At 64.9% G+C, this 19,610-nt stretch carries 19 protein-coding genes; 8 read left to right on the forward strand and 11 right to left on the reverse strand.

What is annotated here, in order from left to right; translation table 11 throughout:
* The first annotated feature begins 41 nt into the window (after window positions 1-41).
* A complete protein-coding gene (locus ACVIGB_RS17000) occupies window positions 42-884 on the forward strand; it encodes a helix-turn-helix transcriptional regulator (RefSeq protein WP_456721749.1) in 843 nt (280 codons plus the stop codon).
* Here the strand turns inward: ACVIGB_RS17000 and ACVIGB_RS17005 are convergent.
* Together ACVIGB_RS17005 and ACVIGB_RS17010 are read right to left on the reverse strand one after the other, a co-directional pair.
* A complete protein-coding gene (locus ACVIGB_RS17005) occupies window positions 881-1,666 on the reverse strand; it encodes an ABC transporter permease (protein ID WP_456721748.1) in 786 nt (261 codons plus the stop codon). The genes ACVIGB_RS17000 and ACVIGB_RS17005 overlap by 4 nt on opposite strands.
* On the reverse strand, window positions 1,666-2,481 hold the full coding sequence (locus ACVIGB_RS17010; protein ID WP_456725153.1) for an ABC transporter ATP-binding protein: 816 nt from the start codon (window positions 2,479-2,481) through the stop codon (window positions 1,666-1,668). Before ACVIGB_RS17010 ends, ACVIGB_RS17005 begins: the two co-directional genes overlap by 1 nt.
* A 207-nt stretch (window positions 2,482-2,688) precedes the next feature.
* Between ACVIGB_RS17010 and ACVIGB_RS17015 the strand changes: the two genes are divergently transcribed.
* Window positions 2,689-3,612, forward strand: a complete 924-nt coding sequence (locus ACVIGB_RS17015) for a ketopantoate reductase family protein (RefSeq protein ID WP_456721747.1) — start codon at window positions 2,689-2,691, stop codon at window positions 3,610-3,612.
* Between the two features lie 33 nt (window positions 3,613-3,645).
* Here the strand turns inward: ACVIGB_RS17015 and ACVIGB_RS17020 are convergent, their stop codons facing one another.
* From ACVIGB_RS17020 to ACVIGB_RS17040, 5 genes are all read right to left on the reverse strand, one after another.
* On the reverse strand, window positions 3,646-7,419 hold the full coding sequence (locus ACVIGB_RS17020; protein WP_456721746.1) for a C2 family cysteine protease: 3,774 nt from the start codon (window positions 7,417-7,419) through the stop codon (window positions 3,646-3,648).
* A gap of 394 nt (window positions 7,420-7,813) precedes the next feature.
* On the reverse strand, window positions 7,814-8,083 hold the full coding sequence (locus ACVIGB_RS17025) for a DUF3551 domain-containing protein (RefSeq protein ID WP_456721745.1): 270 nt from the start codon (window positions 8,081-8,083) through the stop codon (window positions 7,814-7,816).
* A gap of 77 nt (window positions 8,084-8,160) precedes the next feature.
* On the reverse strand, window positions 8,161-8,433 hold the full coding sequence (locus tag ACVIGB_RS17030; RefSeq protein ID WP_456721744.1) for a DUF3551 domain-containing protein: 273 nt from the start codon (window positions 8,431-8,433) through the stop codon (window positions 8,161-8,163).
* 41 nt (window positions 8,434-8,474) lie between these two features.
* The gene (locus ACVIGB_RS17035; RefSeq protein WP_456721743.1) at window positions 8,475-9,185 is read right to left on the reverse strand and encodes a hypothetical protein; all 711 of its coding nucleotides are present in this window, start codon (window positions 9,183-9,185) and stop codon (window positions 8,475-8,477) included.
* Window positions 9,186-9,309: 124 nt separating this feature from the next.
* The gene (locus ACVIGB_RS17040; protein ID WP_092115836.1) at window positions 9,310-10,146 is read right to left on the reverse strand and encodes a metal-dependent phosphohydrolase; all 837 of its coding nucleotides are present in this window, start codon (window positions 10,144-10,146) and stop codon (window positions 9,310-9,312) included.
* Window positions 10,147-10,374: 228 nt separating this feature from the next.
* Between ACVIGB_RS17040 and ACVIGB_RS17045 the strand changes: the two genes are divergently transcribed.
* The 3 genes from ACVIGB_RS17045 (at window position 10,375) to ACVIGB_RS17055 (ending at window position 13,097) form a co-directional block, all read left to right on the forward strand.
* Window positions 10,375-10,590 (forward strand): hypothetical protein, encoded by a 216-nt coding sequence (locus tag ACVIGB_RS17045; protein WP_074131807.1) that lies wholly within the window; start codon window positions 10,375-10,377, stop codon window positions 10,588-10,590.
* Between the two features lie 168 nt (window positions 10,591-10,758).
* Complete coding sequence (locus tag ACVIGB_RS17050) at window positions 10,759-11,547, forward strand: ATP-binding cassette domain-containing protein (RefSeq protein ID WP_456721742.1); 789 nt, start codon at window positions 10,759-10,761, stop codon at window positions 11,545-11,547.
* Window positions 11,544-13,097 carry an ABC transporter permease/substrate-binding protein gene (locus tag ACVIGB_RS17055; RefSeq protein WP_456721741.1) on the forward strand — a complete coding sequence of 518 codons (1,554 nt, stop codon included), beginning with the start codon at window positions 11,544-11,546 and terminating at the stop codon, window positions 13,095-13,097. Before ACVIGB_RS17050 ends, ACVIGB_RS17055 begins: the two co-directional genes overlap by 4 nt.
* Window positions 13,098-13,108: 11 nt before the next feature.
* On the opposite strand, the gene ACVIGB_RS17060 is transcribed toward ACVIGB_RS17055, so the two are convergent.
* A complete protein-coding gene (locus ACVIGB_RS17060) occupies window positions 13,109-14,821 on the reverse strand; it encodes a sulfatase-like hydrolase/transferase (protein ID WP_456721740.1) in 1,713 nt (570 codons plus the stop codon).
* 168 nt (window positions 14,822-14,989) lie between these two features.
* Entirely contained in the window at window positions 14,990-15,691 is a 702-nt protein-coding gene (locus tag ACVIGB_RS17065; protein WP_456721739.1) for a TetR/AcrR family transcriptional regulator, read from the reverse strand.
* A 110-nt stretch (window positions 15,692-15,801) separates the two neighbouring features.
* On the opposite strand from ACVIGB_RS17065, the gene ACVIGB_RS17070 reads away from it, so the two are divergent.
* Window positions 15,802-16,422 carry a hypothetical protein gene (locus ACVIGB_RS17070; RefSeq protein ID WP_456721738.1) on the forward strand — a complete coding sequence of 207 codons (621 nt, stop codon included), beginning with the start codon at window positions 15,802-15,804 and terminating at the stop codon, window positions 16,420-16,422.
* Window positions 16,423-16,444: 22 nt separating this feature from the next.
* Here the strand turns inward: ACVIGB_RS17070 and ACVIGB_RS17075 are convergent, their stop codons facing one another.
* Together ACVIGB_RS17075 and ACVIGB_RS17080 are read right to left on the reverse strand one after the other, a co-directional pair.
* A complete protein-coding gene (locus ACVIGB_RS17075; protein WP_092115842.1) occupies window positions 16,445-16,678 on the reverse strand; it encodes a hypothetical protein in 234 nt (77 codons plus the stop codon).
* Between the two features lie 27 nt (window positions 16,679-16,705).
* On the reverse strand, window positions 16,706-17,104 hold the full coding sequence (locus ACVIGB_RS17080; protein WP_244549561.1) for a lysozyme inhibitor LprI family protein: 399 nt from the start codon (window positions 17,102-17,104) through the stop codon (window positions 16,706-16,708).
* A gap of 131 nt (window positions 17,105-17,235) precedes the next feature.
* Here ACVIGB_RS17080 and ACVIGB_RS17085 point away from each other — a divergent pair, with 131 nt between their 5' ends.
* Together ACVIGB_RS17085 and ACVIGB_RS17090 are read left to right on the forward strand one after the other, a co-directional pair.
* Window positions 17,236-18,255 carry an adenylate/guanylate cyclase domain-containing protein gene (locus tag ACVIGB_RS17085; RefSeq protein WP_456721737.1) on the forward strand — a complete coding sequence of 340 codons (1,020 nt, stop codon included), beginning with the start codon at window positions 17,236-17,238 and terminating at the stop codon, window positions 18,253-18,255.
* A gap of 184 nt (window positions 18,256-18,439) precedes the next feature.
* The gene (locus tag ACVIGB_RS17090; protein WP_456721736.1) at window positions 18,440-19,546 is read left to right on the forward strand and encodes a DUF2336 domain-containing protein; all 1,107 of its coding nucleotides are present in this window, start codon (window positions 18,440-18,442) and stop codon (window positions 19,544-19,546) included.
* Window positions 19,547-19,610: the final 64 nt, after the last annotated feature.

Consider the following 19,610-nt stretch of genomic DNA (forward strand, 5'->3'; position numbering starts at 1 on the left):
TGGTAAAGTAGTGACTTTATCATGGTATATTGGCTAACAGGATGAGCGAACCGCTCACGCAAGAGAACCTGCTCGGTGCCTATCTGAAGGACCGCCGCAGCAAGCTCGATCCGGCGACGTTCGGCTTTCCGCCGGAGCGGCGGCGCACGCCAGGGCTACGCCGCGAGGAAGTGGCGCAGCGCGCCAACATCTCGGCGACCTGGTACACTTGGCTCGAACAGGGCCGCGGCGGTGCGCCGTCGGCCGATGTGCTGGACCGCATCGCGCGTGCGCTGATGCTGACCGATGTCGAGCGCGAGCATCTGTTCCTGCTCGGCCTCGGACGCACGCCCGAGGTGCGCTACCAGAAGAACGAAGGCGTCTCGCCGCGGCTGCAGCGCGTGCTCGACGCGTTGCTGCCGAGCCCCGCCGTGATCAGGACTGCGACATGGGACATCGTCGCCTGGAACCGCGCGGCGACCGTGATGCTGACGGACTACGGATCGCTGCCGCCGCGCGAGCGCAACGTGCTGCGCTTCATGTTCCTCGATCCGCGCGTCCGCGCCGCGCAACATGACTGGGCCAGCGTGGCGCGCTTCGTCGTCGGCGCCTTCAGGGTGGACGCGATGCGCGCCGGTGCGGCCGCCGAGGTGCAACCTTTTGTCGATGAGCTCTGCCGGCTCAGCCCGGAATTCGCGGCGCTCTGGCGCGACAACGACGTGCGAACCCATGGCGAGGGCGTCAAGCAGCTCCGTCATCCGATCCTCGGCCCGGTCAAGTTCGAATATTCGGCGTTCGCGGTCGACGGCCGCTCCGACCTCAGCATGATCGTCTACAATCCTGTTGACCCGGAGGTGATGGAGAAGATCCGCGGGCTGTTGGAAGCGACGCCGGCAGTGACCTAATCCCGCGTCACGGCCGTCGGCCGCCAGACCAGCAGCCGCTTCTCCACGACAGTCACCGCCATGTCGATCAGGATGACGAAGGCCGACAGCACGAACATGCCGGCGAACACGCCGGCGACGTCGAACACGCCTTCGGCCTGCTGGATCAGATAGCCGAGCCCGGCCGCTGAGCCGAGATATTCGCCGACCACCGCGCCGACCACCGCAAAGCCGACCGAGGTGTGCAGCGAGGAGAACATCCACGACAGCGCCGAGGGCCAGTAGACGTGCCGCATCAGCTGCCGCTCGTTCATGCCGAGCATGCGGCCGTTGTCGAGCACCGTCGTCGGCACTTCCTTGACGCCCTGGTAGACATTGAAGAACACGATGAAGAACACCAGCGTGACGCCGAGCGCGACCTTGGACCAGACGCCGAGCCCGAACCACAGCGCGAAGATCGGCGCCAGCACCACACGCGGCAGCGCGTTGACCATCTTCACATAGGGATCGAACACGGCGGCGACGCGCGGCTGCCGCGCGAACCAGAAGCCGACCAGGATGCCGCCGGCCGAACCGATCACGAAGGCGAGGATGGATTCCCACAGCGTGATCGCAAGATGCTTCCAGATCACCCCGGTCGAGAACCATTTTACAATTTGGCTGAAGACGTCGACCGGATTGGAGAAGAAGAACGGCGGCAGCAGCACCTTGCCGAAAACGGGCACGGTGGAAAAGAACTGCCACAAGGCCAGTGTGACGACGGCGACCAGAACCTGCAGGGACAGCAACGTCAGGCGCGACATCAGGCCGCTCCCGCCTGCGTCGACTGGACATAGCCCTTCATCACCTCGTCTTTCAGCACGCCCCAGATCTCGCGGTGGAGGGCATGGAAATCCTTCTCCATCCGGATTTCGGCGATATCGCGCGGCCGCGGCAGCGTGATGCGCCAGTCGCCGATGATGCGCGCGGAAGGGCCGGCAGACATGATCACGACGCGGTCGGCGAGCGCGATCGCCTCCTCGAGATCGTGGGTGACGAACAGCACCGCCTTGCGGTCGGCGGTCCACAATTCCAGCAGCAGATTGCCCATGATCTGCCGGGTCTGGGCGTCGAGCGGGCCGAACGGCTCGTCCATCAGCAGGATCTTCGGATCGCGGATCAGGACCTGCGCGAGCGCGACGCGCTTGCGCTGGCCGCCCGACAGCATGTGCGGATAGCGGCCGGCGAAGGCGCCGAGCCCGACCGAGGTCAGCCATTGCTGCGCGCGCGCAAGCGCATCCGTCCGCGGCGTACCCCGGATCTCGAGCCCGATCGCGACATTGTCGATCGCGGTCTTCCACGGGAACAGCGCGTCGGCCTGGAACAGATAGCCGGCGTCGCGGTTGAGGCCACTGAGCGGCTTGTCGAAAATCCGCGCCGCCCCGGCGGCCGGTTTCAACAGCCCGGCGGTGACATTGAGCAGCGTGGATTTTCCGCATCCGGTCGGGCCGACAATGGCGACGAACTCGCCATGCGCGACCGAAAGATTGGCCTGCTCGACCGCGGTATAGACGCGTCCATCCGCCAACCGAAACGCCACCGTCGCACCGTCAAGCGCGACCGCCGTCGGCTCCGTCATCGCCACGCATTCCTCCCGAATATCAGGCAGATGGCTTAGCGGTTCGCTCGGGCAAGTTCAACGCAGGAAGATGGCGCAGGACGCGTGCTGAGGGACCGCGGTCACGCGATTTTCAGACACGCCCGGTGGCGCATTGCGCAACCGGGGTTGCGCATCGCACCGACTTCGTCGAGGCTGCGGGCCAAGACGGTGGACAAGGAGACAATCATGAGGATCGCAGTGGTCGGCGCCGGAGGCGTCGGCGGCGGCTTTGGAGCGGCGCTGGCGCATGCCGGCGCCGACGTCACCTTTATCGCGCGCGGCGCGCACCTCGCCGCCATGCGCAGCGAAGGGCTGAAGGTTCAGGGCGGCCGCGGCGAAACCCACCTGATCCCGACCCAGGCGACCGACGACCCCGCAAGCGTCGGCCCGGTCGATATCGTGCTGTTCTGCGTCAAGCTGTGGGACGTCGAGAGCGCCGGCGAGCACATCAAGCCGATGGTCGGTCCCGACACCGCCGTGATCCCGTTGCAGAACGGCATCGACGCGCCCGACCGGCTGATCCCGATCCTCGGGCGCAACGCCGTGATGGGCGGCGTGGCGCAGATCTCTGCCTCGATCATCAAGCCCGGCGTGATCAACCAGGTCGGCACCTTCATGCGGATGATCTTCGGCGAGCTCGACGGCCGCATCACGCCGCGCGGCAAGGCGCTGCTCGCGCTCTGCCTGAAGGCCGGGTTCGATGCCACGCTGAGCGACCAGATCAACACCGAGCTGTGGATGAAGTTCGTTGGCCTCGCCACCAATGCCGGCATGACCGCGGTCACGCGCCAGCCGATCGGCAGGCTGCGCGACGATCCCGACCTGCGCCCGTTCTTCGTATCGGCCTGCGAGGAGATCATCGCCATCGCGCACGCCAGCGGCATCAAGCTGCCGCCGGACCCGCTTGCGAAAGTGCTCGACTTCATCGGCCATGCGCCGCCGGCGATGAAGGCGTCGATGGCGCTCGATCTTGAGCGCGGCAACCGGCTCGAGCTGCCCTGGCTAAGCGGCAAGGTGGTCGAGCTCGGCCGCAAGCTCGGCGTGCCGACCCCGACGCACGACTTCCTCTATGCCGTGCTGAAGCCCTATGCGATGGGCACGCCGTCGTAAGCAGGCGGCCGCGCGTTGGAGCAGCGGCCCCGCTCAGGCATGTTGCGGCGGGGCAAGCGTTGCGACCTGATCAGGATGCACCGTGATGGCCGTGCCGCCATGTCCATCGCTGGCGGCGACGAAGGTGGATGCCATGTAGTTTCCGAGCAAGGCGATGCTGGCGGCGTGGACGCCGTCCGAGACGGAGAGCGATCCGCCTGCGGTGTTGCCGGCAAAGCCCACGGTTTGCCCAGCCGCAAAACTGATATTGGCGAAATCGATCGCGTCGGCTCCCGTCATGCCGGCGACGGTGCCGGAGAAGTCTGTGGGGTCGTCGAGCTTCAGTGTCCCGGAGCCTGATGCGAAGGAGATTTGCGCCGCGCTCGCCGACGCAAGCTCGAGGGTCTGTCCGGCTGGAATGATCGAGGGATCGCTGATCGTGAACGCGCTGGACCAGGCGCCCCAGACGGTCCCGTCATTGGCCTTGATCCAGAGCGTGTCCGTGTCCGATCCGACGTGATACGCAAGCTGGGAGAGCTGCGAGGCCGCGACGACGTTGTCGTGATTTGCTCCGAGCGCAACACCGTTCAGCGTGAAGTAGCCGTTGCCGCCTCCGCTATTCCAGACATCATATGATGTCGCGGAACTGCCGAACGGATCCGAATAGGTGAAGAGCGAGGACACCGAGAACGTCTGGCCTTGAACGGACAGCGTGCTCGAATTGGTCGGGGTCACCACCGGACCCGTGTCCACCGGCGCAGTCACGGTGAAAGCACTTGACCATGATCCCCAGACGGTGCCGTCGTTCGCGCGGACCCACAGCGTGTCCGCGCCCGAGCCGGATTGATAGCTCAGCGACGCCAGCTGGGCTGCCGTGACGTAATTGTCCTGGTTGGGCGCAAGCGCCACCCCGCTCAAAGCAAAGTGCCCGCCACCCGTGCCGGTGTCCCAGACGTCATATTGCGTCGCAGCGCTGTTGAACGGATCGCTGTAGGTGAACAGCGACGAGGCCGCATAGCTCTGACCGTGAGCCGCAACGATGCTCGACACCGCTTCAATGGGCCCGCTGTCAAGGGGAGCATTGATGGTGAAGGCGCTCGACCACGCGCCCCACAGCGTGCCGTCATTGGACCGGATCCAGAGCGTGTCGGTCCCCGAGCCGGATTGATAGGTCAATGACGACAGCTGCGCGGCCGTGACGTAATTGTCCTGATTGGCCGACAGCGCCGACCCGTTCAGAAGGAAGTGTCCGCCGCCTGTGCCCGTATCCCAGACGTCATATTGGGTCGCAGCACTGTTGAACGGATCGCTGTAGGTGAACAGCGACGAGGCCGCATAGCTTTGACCGTGGGCGGCAATGATGTTCGACACCGTCTCGACGGGTCCGCTGTCGAGGGGAGCATTGACGGTGAACGCGCTCGACCACGCGCCCCACACCGTGCCGTCGTTGGCGCGGATCCAGAGCGTGTCGATGCCGGAGCCGGATTGATAGGTCAGCGACGCCAGCTGGGCGGCCGTGATGTAATTGTCCTGATTGGCGGGCAGCGCCACGCCGTTCAGGAGGAAGTGGCCGCCGACGGTGCCGCTATCCCAGACATCGTACACGGTCGCGGCGCTGTTGAACGGATCGCTGTAGGTGAACAGCGACGAAGCCGCATAGCTCTGGCCGTGGGGCGCGACGATGTTCGACACCGTCTCAACGGGCCCGGTGTCAATCGGAGCATTGACGGTGAAGGGGCTCGACCACGCCCCCCACACGGTGCCGTCATTGGCGCGGATCCAGAGCGTGTCGATGCCGGAGCCGGATTGATAGCTCAACGAGCCCAGCTGGGCGGACGTGATGTAGTTGTCCTGGTTGGCGGGAAGCGCCACCCCGTTCAGAACGAAGTGTCCGCCACCGGTTCCCTTGTCCCAGACGTCATATTGCGTTGCAGGATTGTTGAACGGATCGCTGTAGGTGAACAAGGACGAGGCCGCATAGCTCTGGCCATGCGCCGCGACAATGTTCGACACCGCCTCGACGGGACCGGTGTCGACCGGCGCGGTGACGGTGAAGGCGTTCGACCACTGTCCCCACACCGTGCTGTCGTTGACCCGGATCCAGAGCGTGTCCGCACCGGAGCCGGATTGATAGGTCAATGACGGCAGCTGCGCGGCCGTGATGTAGTTGTCCTGGTTGGCGGCAAGCGCCACCCCGTTCAGAACGAAGTGGCCGCCACCGGTGCCGCTGTCCCAGACATCGTATTCGACGGCTGCGAGGCCGAACGGGTCGTAATAGGTGAACAGCGAGGACACGGCAAAGCTCTGGCCGTGGGTTGCCGTCACGTTTGCGGCCGTCACCACGGGCCCTTCCGGGGTTGCCGTAAATTCGGTCCAGGCGCTCCAGAATACGCCGTTGAACGCCTCCACCCACAGCTGGTCGCTCGCGGGACCGAACTGATAGGCAATGCTGGACCACTGTGAGGCAGCGACGTCGATCTCGACCCCGTTCGCCTGCGCCACCCCGCCCACGGTGAAGTGGCCGTTACCGGTGGAGTCCCAAAGCGCATATTCGATTATGGGCAGAGTACCGCCCGTCGTGTAGAACATGGACGACGCTGCAATCGAGGTTTGCACGCGGCCGGTGATGTTTGACGCGACCACCGTGGGCGCGACGTCGACGGCGCCGGAATTGTCGATGACGAAGTCGCCGCCCTCGCTGGCGATCTGTGTCAGCGAAACCTCAAATTGCACATCCCAGTTCTGGCCGGGATAGCTGTTTCCCCATGGGTTACGAACAATGAAATTGCCCGTCGCGTTGTCATAGCCGACGACCCCGAACGCGTGGTCCGGGACTAGCTGGATGTTTCCGGCACTGTCATACGTGTAGGGAGACGTTGAAGGAATCTCGAGGATGACGTCGTCGTGGCTGGAGAGTGCCGCGATATAGACGGACTTGTTGCTATACCAATTGGACGCGCTGCTCAGATAATAGTTGACGCTCGTCGCGTCGGTCAGGTTCTCGAAGACATTCGTCGGGGGATCAGCGGAGATATTGTTGTAGCTGTTGACCGCCGGGTGCCCGATCTGCCCGGTTGCACTGAGCTGCGCGTAGGCCTTCTCCACCAGAGCAACCCACATTGCTGTGGGCTGCTCATTATAGTTGTGGCCATAGTCAAGTTCGGTGCCACTGACGACTGGAAACTCGTCATTGACGGTCTCCCATGTCTCCTGCCCATTGACATAGAAGCGCACGCCATAGGTGCCGTTTCCGTTGTCGACGATCATGGAGCTCATGACCTGGGGATGAAAGACGACGACGTCGATTAATCCCGACATCAATTCGCAATCGCCGTCTGCTCCCTGACAGATGTCGTTGACCGTGGCCGCGCCCGCCGAAGAATACAACGGCCCGACAACCGCGCTGTAGCCCTGCAATGTCCAGCCGCTCCCGCCTGCATCGGGCGGCAAGGTCGGATCCGGAAGATCGGTCCCCTGGAACCACTTTCCGATCAGTTCAGACATCTGCGTCGACGTCGTGCCAACCTGCAGATTGCCGAGCGTGATGTGAGCAGTGCCGCCCCCTGTCCAGGTGGCGTTCGCTGGATTCCCATCAACGAGCTGGTTGAAGAGATGGGAGACATAATCCGACGTGTAGAGGCCGCTGTTCAGATTGGCCGCGATCAGCTGCAGCGAGTTCAGCTCATTTGCGGTGACACTCCCTCGATTGGCGACATCCGCCAGCAACTGGATGGCTTCAGCGTCGGTGAAGACGCCGTCCGCGGCAAAGTTGAGCATGTCGGACTTGATGCCGCCGTCGACCAGGGAATTGACCCAGCTTGCCGTCATGGAATTCCTTCGCAAATCTTGACGCAATATGATTGCTGTCGGCCAGGCCTGTCCTGGCGAGGTTGCGCGCGTCCCGTCGCGACGAATCCAGCAATAGAATGCGTAACTATCGCCATAGTTGTGAACGAATTCGGGACGTGTGTCGATCTAGCCGACCGCTGCCAACAGCCAAAGCGGCCCGCATGATCGTGAAGATTCGTTAACGTCCGCCTGATGCGCCGCCCACCACCCGGGGATCGCGGCAGGGTTTGGCCCCGACCACAGCGCCGAGGGCGCCGACGCCCAGTCTCTCCCGAATGGGAGCCCAACCGGGCGTGGGAGCGCGATGGCCGGCCGTTCGCCTGCGTGCACACGCGCCGGCCTGACGGCGGGCCGACCGCCTGGTGTTCCCGCATCAGTGGGCACGATGCCGTCCGCGGTGCGCCCGGCGCTTTGGAGGCGGCGGCGGCGCAAAGAAGGGATTCTCCGAGCACATCGCACCCCGGCCCGACGCCGACGCCTGGCACTGCGGGATCGAGGTGAAGCTGCAATCGATGTAGCTTCCGCCGAATTTGCCCTGAAAGACGTGCATGCACACCGGATAGTTCGGATCGTAGGCCTGCCCGGCGGCAGGTCCGGCCAGGGCAACCGCGAATGCGGCGACCGCAAACAGTTTCAGGCGCATCGGTCTCTCCTTGTCGCTCGGAAGGTTTCCCCCCAACAACAGGAGTTAGTCAACTGCGCCAGCGACGCGACGGCGCGCTAGTTGACAGGCTGACGCGGTCGTTGACCCCGCTCCCTGGTCGGCTTTCTTGGACCTTTGTAGAAGGGATTGACCGAGCATGTCGCCGATCGTCCCGAGGCCGTTGCCTGGCATTGCGGAAGCGACGTGAAGCTGCAATCGATGTACTCGGGCGTCAGCCTGCCGCCATAGACTTCCAGGCAGACCGGATAATTCGGATCGTACATTTGCGCGGCGGCGGGCCCGGTGATGCCGACGCCGACGGCGGCGATGATGGTGAATTTCAAGCGCATCGAATCCTCCTCAAGCTTGCTCCGGGACGCCGGGCGCGCGGCTATCGCTGTTCGCCGGCCGGCTTGCCGTCGTCCTCACCGAGACAACGGATCATGAAGGCCGTGGTGTCCCGCGGCAGAACCTGCGCGGCCCGCGCCTTGAGGCGGCATTCGAGCTGCGCGATCTGGCGCGCCCGTTGCCGTTCCGACGGCAGCGTCGATTGCCGCAGCCGGCGCAAGGTCATCGGCGAGCCATCCGACTCGAAGCTCAGCTCGTACCGCTTACCGTTCTGGTCGGTGGCGGCGCAGGTGATGGTCGACACCTGCCGCGTGATGAAGCTTCCGACCTGGCGGCAGGAGCCTGTCGACATCTCGACCAGCGGCACCGGCAGACCATCGACGCGCGGACGGTCGCTCGACTTCAGCAACATGCGGTCGACCGCGAGCTCGAACAGATTGTCCTGGGTGCGCTCGGTGCTCTCGCCGGAGAACGAGACGATGTGGCTCTTGTCGGCGGGATCGTCGAGCACCACGGTGAATTCGGAACGGCCGCGCAGGGTGTGGAAGTAGGCCACCGCCTTGCAGGAATAGCTGCGGCCAGCGACGCTGACATTGCGGCAGGTACCGGACATCAACGCATACAGGTCGACGTCGTAGACCGGCCCGGCGGCAACGGCGAGCGCAGGCCAGCACACGAAAGCAATCGCAATCAATCGAGCGAAACGGGAGATCATGCTGAAACGATCGAGAACACGGTCGATGGAGAGGTCCATGGCGCAAGGTCGCCGATTTCCACGGACTGTGCAACGATGAAGCAGGCCGAAATGTGGACGTCCCGCAGACGACCGGGGAATGCAGGCGAGCCGTGCTGAAAGGCCGCGCCGCCATTGCCGTGCGTCAGATTTGCGGGCCGGACAGGGTGACCTCGCGCTCGGCGCGGAAGACGTTGCTGTAGAGGTTCGCGATCCACTGGCGGCCGCTTGCCGTCATGTTCAGGCAGTTGATGGCGCCCTGGATGTGCGGTGCGACCATATTCCAGTAGAATTGCGGATAGCGGTCGACGATATCGGCCGGCGATTCATAGCCGAGCTGACGGTTGATGCCGACTTCCTCGAACTCGTGATAGAGCGCGTTGGCTTTCCTGATGTAGTTGGGATCACCGAGCTGTCCGATGAAATCGGCGGCCCGGACGATCGCCGCCTCGTCGTCATACTGTTGGCCTTCGGGTGCCGGAAACCGCGTGCCTTCGATGTTGCGTGCAACGCGCTCGCGATCGAGCGGGAGGACGGCCTCGAGCCTGTCGAGCACATAGAGCTTCGAGCGGTCGACGTGATACGGCATCAGGCCGGCATCCGACGAGCCGCGCGGCAGCACGACCTTCTTGCCGGAGGCATCGATGACATAACCATCCGGTCCATCGCCCTTCAGCAGGCCGCGCACGTAGCCGATGTCGTGCGTCAGGCAGGCGATCATCGTGTGGGTGTAATCCTCCGCGGTGACATGGGTGTGCAGCGCGCGACCGCGGATGATGTCATGCCCGGCCAGCGTGACCAGCATTGTGTGCTCGACATTGTGGTAGAGCGCATCGCTGTTGCCGATGCATTCCAGCGCGATGCGCGCGGCGGCGGGCAGCAGTTCGCCAAATCGCGCCTGCGAAGCCCCAAAGGTGCGGCTGACCCATGTGGCGAGAAACTTCTCCAAAGCACCTGCCGCCAACTCAGGCAACGTCATCATCGATGCAGCCCCCGACCGCGCAACGTTCCTCGCTCGCCCCGATCTTACGTCGTAGTTGGGGAGCAACTATAGCCCATCTGCGGGCGTGCGGCTACGCGCCGGCGAGCGCGTGATTCGTTCCGCCGTACTTTCCCGGTCTTGCCGGCTGTGACACCAAAGCCGCTGATAATGGCATGAACCGTGCATGATTCGGTTCAGACCGGGTTAATCTTACGGATAAAGACCATCATGCTTGTTACGCTCGTCGCCATCCTTTGCAATGCTCAGCTCTGCATGGAAAAGGTCGTCACCAACAGCGACCAATCCGGCATCACCATGGGCGCCTGCGCTGTGAGTGCCCAGATCGGCATCGCCGACTGGCTCGCCAAGGGGCCGTATCACGATTGGCGCTTGCAGAGCTACAAGTGCATCATGGGCAAATACGTCCCAAAGAACGAAGTGTGATGTGTGCTCACAGCCCCCGAAGGGGCTGACCCGCTTCGCGCGGCCACCTGAAACAGCCTGCGAAACCGCGTGATGCAGGCGCGTGGACCTCGAGTCAAAGTCCATTTTATGGGCTATCACTGTCGTTCACGATGGTGAGACGTGAGGTCGCCCAGGAATGGCCCGAGAATGCCTGCAACGCCGCTGATCGCCTACGCGCATGTCGGCAAGAGTTTTGACAATGGTCGCGTGGTGGCGGTCAACGACGTCTCGCTTGACGTGGCCGAGGGTGAATTCCTGGCTGTTGTCGGCGGCTCGGGCTCCGGCAAGACGACGCTGCTCAGGCTGGCCAACCGCCTGATCGAGGCCGACCGCGGCCGGATCGCCGTCGAGGGCGAAGACGTCAGCCGCATCGACCCGATCCTGCTGCGGCGCCGCATCGGCTATGTCTTCCAGAGCGGCGGACTGTTTCCGCATCTTTCCGTCGCCGGCAATGTCGGCATCACGCCAACGCTGCTCGGCTGGCCGCAGGCCGAGATCTCGGCGCGGGTCGATGAACTGCTCGACCTCGTGCGGCTCGACCGCGCGCAACATCGCGACCGCCTGCCGCACGAACTCTCCGGCGGCCAGCGCCAACGCGTCGGCGTCGCGCGCGCGCTGGCTGCGAAGCCGCGCATTGTGCTGATGGACGAACCGTTCGGCGCGCTCGATCCGCTGACCCGCGACGCGCTCGGCGACGATTATCGCACCCTGCACCGCGAGCTCGCCCTGACCACGGTCATGATCACGCACGACATGACCGAGGCGCTGCTGCTCGCCGATCGTGTCGCAGTGATGCGTGGCGGCAAGCTGCTCGCTTTGGGCACGCCGGCGGAACTCGCAGCCAACACCGACGCCTATGTCGGCGAACTCTTGCGTATGCCGCGGCGACAGGCGGAACGGCTGGGCGCATTGCTGCCGCGGGACGGCACGGCATGAGCGATCCACGCTGGAGCGAGGCGCTTGCGCATCTGCCCGACTATCTCGGCAACCATGTCCGGGTCAGCGTCGCCGCGCTGGCGCTCGGACTTCTGATCAGCCTGCCGCTTGCGCTCATCGCGCGCAACCGGCCGGTGCTGCGCGGCACGCTGCTCGGGCTTGCCAGCATCGTGCAGACCGTACCCGGTCTCGCTTTGCTCGCGCTGTTCTATCCGTTGTTGCTGGCGCTCACGGCGCTGACCGCGACGTGGCTCGGCTTCAGCTTCTCCGCCTTCGGCTTCCTGCCGGCGGTGCTGGCGCTCGCGCTCTATTCGATGCTGCCGGTGTTGCGCAACACCATCACCGGCCTCTCCGGCGTCGATCCGGCGGTGCTGGAGGCTGCCCAGGGCGTCGGCATGACGCCGCGGCAATCGCTCACCATAGTCGAGCTGCCGCTGGCGCTGCCGGTGATGATGGCGGGGATCCGCACCGCCGCGGTGTGGGTGATCGGCACCGCGACGCTGTCGACGCCGATCGGCCAGACCAGCCTCGGCAACTATATCTTCGCGGGGCTGCAGACCCAGAACTGGGTGTTCGTGCTGTTCGGCTGCTTCGCCGCCGCCGTGCTCGCGCTTGTCGTCGACCAATTGCTGGCGCTGATCGAGAACGGCCTGCGCAATCGCAGCCGCGTGCTGACCGCACTCGGCGGGCTCGGCATTGCCGCCCTGATCGCAGCGACGCTGGTGCCCGCGATCGCGCGGCCACAGGCGCGCTATGTCGTCGGCGCCAAGACGTTCACCGAGCAATACGTGCTGTCGGCGCTGATGGCGCAGCGGCTGCAAGCGGCCGGACTGCCGACGACGACCCGCGCCGGCCTCGGCTCCAACGTGATCTTCGATGCGCTCGCGGCCGGCGATATCGACGTCTATGTCGACTATTCCGGCACGCTGTGGGCGAACCAGTTCCACCACATCGACATCAGGCCCCGCGCCGAGCTGCTGAGCGAACTGAAGACGACGCTGGCGAAGCAGGACATCACGCTGTTCGGCGAGCTCGGCTTCGAGAACGCCTATGCGCTGGTGATGCCGAGGAAGCGCGCCGATCAGCTCGGCATCCATTCGATCGCCGACCTGGCGTCGCACGCCGCGACGATGTCGATCGCCGGCGACTATGAATTCTTCTCGCGGCCGGAATGGGCCGGCATCCAGAAGGCGTACGGGCTGACGTTCCGCACCCAGCGCCAGATGCAGCCGGATTTCATGTATGCGGCGGTCGCCTCCGGCGAGGCCGACGTGATCGCGGGCTACACCAGCGACGGGCTGATCGCGAAATACGACCTGGTTACGCTCGCGGACGACAAGCACGCGATCCCGCCCTATGACGCGATCGTGCTGCTGTCGCCAAAGCGGCGCGACGACGAGACTCTGCAGGCGGCGCTGCGTCCGTTGCTCGGCAAGATCGGCATCGCCGAGATGCGCGAGGCCAACCTGCGCGCGTCGGGCAATGATGCATCATCGTCGCCCGACGCCGTGGCGCGCTGGCTGTGGGAGAAGATTGGCGGAAAATCGTAGGATGATCGCCGCTAAAGCCCCTTGATGATCCCCGCGTCGATCAGCAGGCGGTTGAAGCGGCGCGCTTCCGCGCCGTCCTTGCAGGCGTAGAACGCGCCGTTGCAGCGAAGCATGATCGCCTTCTGCTCCTCGAACGACGGATCGAGCGGAATACCCGCGGCTTCCTGAATCACCAGCGGCAGATAGGCGGCGTCGATCGTGTCCATCACGGCCGGGCTCTTCACCGGTTCGAAGTTGATGGCGTCGATCGCGTAATAGGTCGCGTAGTAGCGCGGATCGTAGTCCATCAGCTTCTTGCCGATGCCGGCCTCGTCGAGCCCGGGATCGAGCAGCTGCGGCGAGAACTCCGGCTGATGATCGCCGTAGCGCACGATCAGGAACGGCTGCGCCGGAAACTTCTTCTTCAGCGCCGCGACGAAGCCGGCGTAGTCGTTGGCGCTCATCGCCTGCCGGCGCAGATATTCGTCGACCGACGGCGTGTTGCCCGGCCGCTTCCATGCCGGCAGCAGCTCGGGGCGGAATTTCGTCTCCCACGGGAAATGATTGGCGGCGAGGTAGACGAAGGTGAACAGCGGCGTGCTGAGCGTCTTCTGCTCGGCCATCAGCTTCAGCGCCTTGTCGTAGAAGAAGCTGTCGGGCTCGACGTCCTTCGCATGCATATCATGCGCGTCGTAGAATTGCTGGATACCGGTCGTGGTCTGGAAGCTGCGCGCGCTCATGAAGGCGCCGAACGCCGGATAGAGCGACAGCGTGTCGTAGCCGCAGCGGCGCAGCGCCAGCGGCAGGCCGCGCTCGACCCTGCCCGATGCGATGCGGGTGACGAAATAGGCGAACCGGCCGAACGAGCGCGAGGACAATCCCGCCAGCACGTTGTACTCGGTGAACCAGCTTGGCCCGCCATTGCTCTCGGCGAGGAATTTGCGTTCGACACCGTCGTAGGATTTGAACTGGCTGCCGTAGCCCGGCGGAACCTTGACGCCGGACGCAGCGCGGACGTCGAAGCTCGATTCATCGTGGATCATGATGATGTTCGGTCGCCGCCCGGCGGGATGGCAGGCGTCGACCAGCGGCACCTTGAGCTGGTCGCTCGCGCTCGGATCCGACTCCATGAAGCCATAGGCGACGAAGTCCGACACCGCAGTCACGCCGGAGCGCGCGAATTTCGACAGATAACCGTCGTCGTAATAGCCGCGCCAGGCCTCATCCGGCCAGGCGAAGGCATAGCCCGAGAGCGCCGCGGTGCAGGCAAGGCAGGCCGCCGCGGCCGGCAGGCGGCGGATGCGGAACGGATCGAGCCACCACAGCGCGTACATCAGCGGCAACGTGACGAGGCCGGCGCCGATGATCGACCAGCGCAGGTTCGGAAAGATCGTGAGCAGAAACGCTGCGGTGTCGCGATCGATCACCATCAGGTCGACGAAGTTCGCGGTCATCTGGACCACGTCGTGCTTGAACCGCGACAGCAGCACCAGCACCACGACCAGCGTCAACGACAGCGCGCCCGACAGCGCCGGCCGGCGCAGCAGTGCGACGAACAGGAAGTTGAGGATTCCCCAGGTCAGCAGGAAGCAGAGCCGCGAACCGAAATCGGTCTCGGTCCGCAGCATCAGGATCAGCGCGCCGAGATGGGGTGCGGCGACCGCCAGCAACCGCCAGATGCCGATCGCGGCGAGACCGCCGGCCAGCGCGGCAACGGACGAGTTTTGCTGAGGCGCGGGCGCCATGGGCGGGACGCAATACAACCCGGCGCAATGCCACCGCCTTGACTGGCAATGGCCAGGAGGCGCACCGCACAGCCGGAGTCTGCGCCGTGTCATGAAAACGTAATTGAATCGTCATGAACGCGCAATGAATTTGCCCGCCCTGAGCACGCCCGGCCGGCACAGCGGGCCTCAGACCTTCGCCGCAGGCCTTGCAATCCCGGCGATGAAGAGGTCGACGATGTCAGCGGCCATCTGCTCGGCCTCCGCTTCGCCAACGCCCCAGCGCGGCAAATGGCCGTCGATATGCATCCGCGCAAAACCATAGACCAGGGCGCGGCCGGCGATCTGGACCTGCTTCAGGTCGCGCGCCGCAAGCTGACCGGCTGAAAAGGCCTCCGCCAGCAGGCGCTCGGTCAGGCCGATCAACTCCGCATTGTCGCTGGAAACGCCAGCCGAGCGGTCGTGGTCGAAGAAGCGGCGGCTGGAGATGATCTCGAAATGGGTCGGGTTCTTCATCGCCCAGCGCAGATAGGCGATCCCGAGGCAGCGGAAGCGGCCGAGCGGATCGCCTGACGGCGCCTCGGCCAGCGCCGTCTCGATCTCGGCGCGGAAGCGGCGCTGCGCCTCCTCGGCCACCGCGTTCATCAGGGCGTCCCGGCTTGGGAAATGCCTGAACGGCGCGCCCGGCGAAACCCCGGCACGGCGGGCGGCTTCGCGGACGCTGAGCGCCTCCGGCCCGCCCTCGCCGACCAGTTGCATGGCCGCCTCGATCAGCACGCGACGGAGGTCACCGTGGTGGTACGGCTTGGCCGCCGGCGCCCGCGCCGCGGCGGCCGGACGGGACTTGGCGGGCCGGCGTCCGATCGGCGGGTTTTTGGCGGGGCGGCGCATGGCGCACCTCTAGCATCACCCGCTTGTGAATGTAAGCAGTGATTACACGGATTGACCGCATCCCGTCGCGAAATGTAACTGGCGATTACATCAACGATGGGAGGCAGGATATGGCGACGCGTCGTAACTGGTTCGAGGGCTGGCGGCTGTTCGGCCTGCTCACACTGACCCTGATCGGGCTTTCGATCTGGATCGCCGCGATGCGGCAGTTCGAGGTCGAGGGCGTGCGGATGGTGATCCGTTTCACGGCGCGAACCTCGCTGCTGTTGTTCTGTCTCGCCTTCTCCGCGGCGGCGCTGGCGCGGCTCTGGCCGAATGCCTGGACGCACTGGCAGCGCCGCAACCGCCGCTATCTGGGCGTCACCTTCGCCGCCTCGCACGCCATCCACGCGGTCGCGATATCAGCGTTCGCAATGCTCGATCCGGCCGGCTTGGCCGCCGCAACCTCTATCGTTTCCTATATCTTCGGCGGTATCGGCTATCTCGTCATCATCGCGCTGACCGCGACCTCGTTCGATCGCACGGCTGCGCTGCTGGGCCCGCGCGCCTGGCGCAGGCTGCATCTGATCGGCGGCTACTATCTGCTGCTGCAGTTCACGGCCTCGTTCGGCAAGCGGATTCCCGAGATGCCGCTCTACGCGCTGTTCCTCGTGCCGCTCGCCGCGGTGTTTGCGCTCAGGATGATCAGCATGGCCGCGCGGCCTGCGCCGCGTCCGGCGCAGGCGAGCTGAGGCGCGGCCGGGTCAGATCGGATCACACCAGGTGAAACTGGCGGCCGAGCCGGCGATGCACCGAGAGCACCGCGCGGTCGACGTCGCTGATCAGGCTGTCGCCGAGCACGACGTTCGGAATCTCCCAGTTGCGCCCGACCTGGCCATCGGGCAGCGCGGCGACCGCCGGCACGCGGGCGGTCTCGCAGCCGGGCTGGGCGCGCAGCGCCTCCTCCGCAAGCTGGGTCAGTTCGTTCTGGCTCTTTCCGTCAGTCATGACCACGTCCTGGCACCGGAAGATGGCTCACTGATGGCCGAGATTCTCCAGTTCCTTGGCACGAATTTCGGTCATGCTGCGCATGCATTCGCCGGCGTCAAGGCGGGCGATGGTGCCCTCGCCGAGGTCGTAATACAGGCAATTCGCGTCACGGTACTGGATCCATAACCGTTGCGCGGTGCGCAGCTGTTCGCGCTGCTTGTCGCCCGCGGCATCCTTCAGCGCCTGCTGATAGGCGACGTTCATCCGTTTGTCCCATTGCGCGGTCTTGGCCTTGAGGCACTCGACCATCTGGTAGGTGTTGCCGTCGCAGGACTGTTCGGGATCGCCCTGATCGCCGCCCCAGGCCGACGAGATGGCGATGATGAAAATGGCTACAACCAAGGACCCGAGTCTGAACACGCCTGTCGTGAGAGCCGATTTCATGCGGCCTTCCCTTTCGATGGATCCCATAGAGCCATACGTTAGTGCGGCCGTAGCCCATCCCGTTCATATCAGTCGCACCGCGGCTGGCCTTCCCGATCCGCGCAGGATATTTCAGGGGCATGGAGGTATTCATGCGGCGGACCGTGACGCCTGCGATCGTTTTGGCCGTGTTCGGCCTGCTCGTCGGCGGGCTGTTTCGCTACGCCTTCAACGAATCCAACGAAGGCTCCGCCGCGAACTATGTGCGCAGCGCGCTTGACGGCGCTGCCCTCACCCTGATCGTCTGGGCCACGCATCTCTATCTGACCATGCGCAGCGGCCGGCTGCGGCGTCTGCCGCTCATCGTCGATCTCATTGCCCGCTCCGTGATCATGGCCCTCGTCGTCGGGGTCGCCGCGATCGCGCTGGAGGTCATTCTGTATGGGCATGGGCTTGAGGCGAAGTGGGTTCGCGAGACCTTCTTCAAGATCATCGGCGTGTCCCTGCTGCTCTCGATCCCGATCACGACGATCTACGAACTGGTCCGGATGATCGGGGGGCATACGCTGCTCAACATCGTGCTCGGACGCTATCGCCAGCCGGTACGCGAGGAACGCGTGCTGCTGTTCCTCGACCTGGTCGGCTCGACGTCGCTGGCGGAGGCGATGGGCGAGCTGCGCGTGCAGGAGCTCTTGACGCGCTTCTTCTTCGACATCGACGAGCCGATCGTGGCGCATGGCGGCGAGGTTCATGCCTATGTCGGCGACGAGGTCATCGTGACCTGGCCAGCCGGCACGGGCCAGCCGTCGCGGCGTTATCTCGACTGCGTGTTCGCGATCGAGGACCGCCTCGCCAAGCGGGCCGACCATTATCGCAAGGAGTTCGGCGTGGTACCGGCGTTTCGCGCCGGGATGCATGCCGGCCCGGTCGTCATCGGCGAATGCGGCGACTCGCGGCGGCAGATCGCCTATTTCGGCGATACCGTGAACGTCACGGCGCGGCTGCAGGCGCATTGCAAGGAGGCCGGCCGGCCACTGCTGATATCGGGCGAGCTGCTTCGCCTGCTGCCCTCGGACCCGGATTTTGCCATCGAGCCGCTCGGCTCGACGCAGTTGCGCGGGCGCGCCGCCTCGATCGACATCTTCGCCGTCGCGCGGCGCGCATCGTCCTAAACAATCCCTTAAGGCGCACCGCCATTGTGGCGAAAGCACCAATTGAGTCCTGTCCGGTCGCGCCACGTTAAGGATGCGATGCACCCGTATTTGCACCGGGTTCCACCTTAACGCAGGTGTAAGACCGCGCCCTGCATGGTGCACGGACAGGTGTCATTCAACACAAAAACAAGGTTGCCCATCGATGGCGCAACAGGCGTCACAATCGATTATTGCCGAACTCGAGGATGCGGTCCGGGACGGGACGTCCGCCAAGCGCGTGCAGACGCTGCGGCAGGTCACCGATCTGTTCCTGAACGACGGCGACCGCCTCAACGATGAACAGGTCAAGGTGTTCGACGACGTGCTCTGCCTGCTCGTCGCGCGTGTCGAGACGCGTGCGCGGGCCGAGCTCAGCAAGCGGCTTGCGCCGCTCGACTATGCGCCGTTTGAGGTGATTCAGCACCTCGCCTGGGACGACGACATCAGCGTCGCCGGCGACGTGCTGACCCACTCCAGCCGCCTCTCGAACGACGCACTGCGCGAGATCGCCGCCAGCAAGGGCCAGGACCATCTGTTCGCGATCTCGGCGCGGGAGAACCTGCCGGCTTCCGTCACCGACGTGATCATCGACCGCGGCGAGGACAGGGTGATCCGGCGCCTTGCCAAGAACGCCGGCGCGCAGTTCTCCGACAACGGCTATTCCTCGATCGTCGCCCGCGCCGAAGGCGACGACGAGCTGGTCGAGATCCTCGGGCTGCGCATCGATATTCCGGCCAAGCTGCTGCGCGACCTGCTGCAGCGCGCCAAGGATACGGTGCGCGCCCGCCTGCTCGCGATCGCATCGCCCAGGGCCCGCGAGGAGATCAGCGAGGTGCTGAACGACATCGCGCAGGAAGAGGCCGCGGCTCCCCGCCGCAACTACGGCATCGCCGAAGAGCTGGTCAAGCTGATGAAGCAGCTGAACGAGCTCGACGATGCGGCGGTCTACAAATTCGCCGAGGACGGCAAGTTCGACGAGGTCACGGTCGCGCTCGCCGTGCTCAACGACATGCCGATCGCGATGATCGAGCGCCTGATGCTCGGGCTGCGCTCCGACCTGCTCCTGATCCCGTGCCGCTCGGCGCGGCTCAACTGGCCGACGGTCGAAACCATCCTGCGCAAGCGGCCGCTGCCGCATCCGCTCGACCATGCGACCCTCGAGGTCGCGCACCGCGATTACCGGCGGCTGTCGCTGGAAACCGCACAGCGCACCGTGCGGTTCTGGCAGCTGCACAACAGGATCGAGAAGCAGCCGATGGCGGCCGGTTAGCCCGGCGACGTCTTCGTGACAAAGAAAAAGGGTGGGCAACGCGCCCACCCTTTTTTGATTCGAT

Source organism: Bradyrhizobium sp. USDA 4341 (assembly GCF_054063755.1).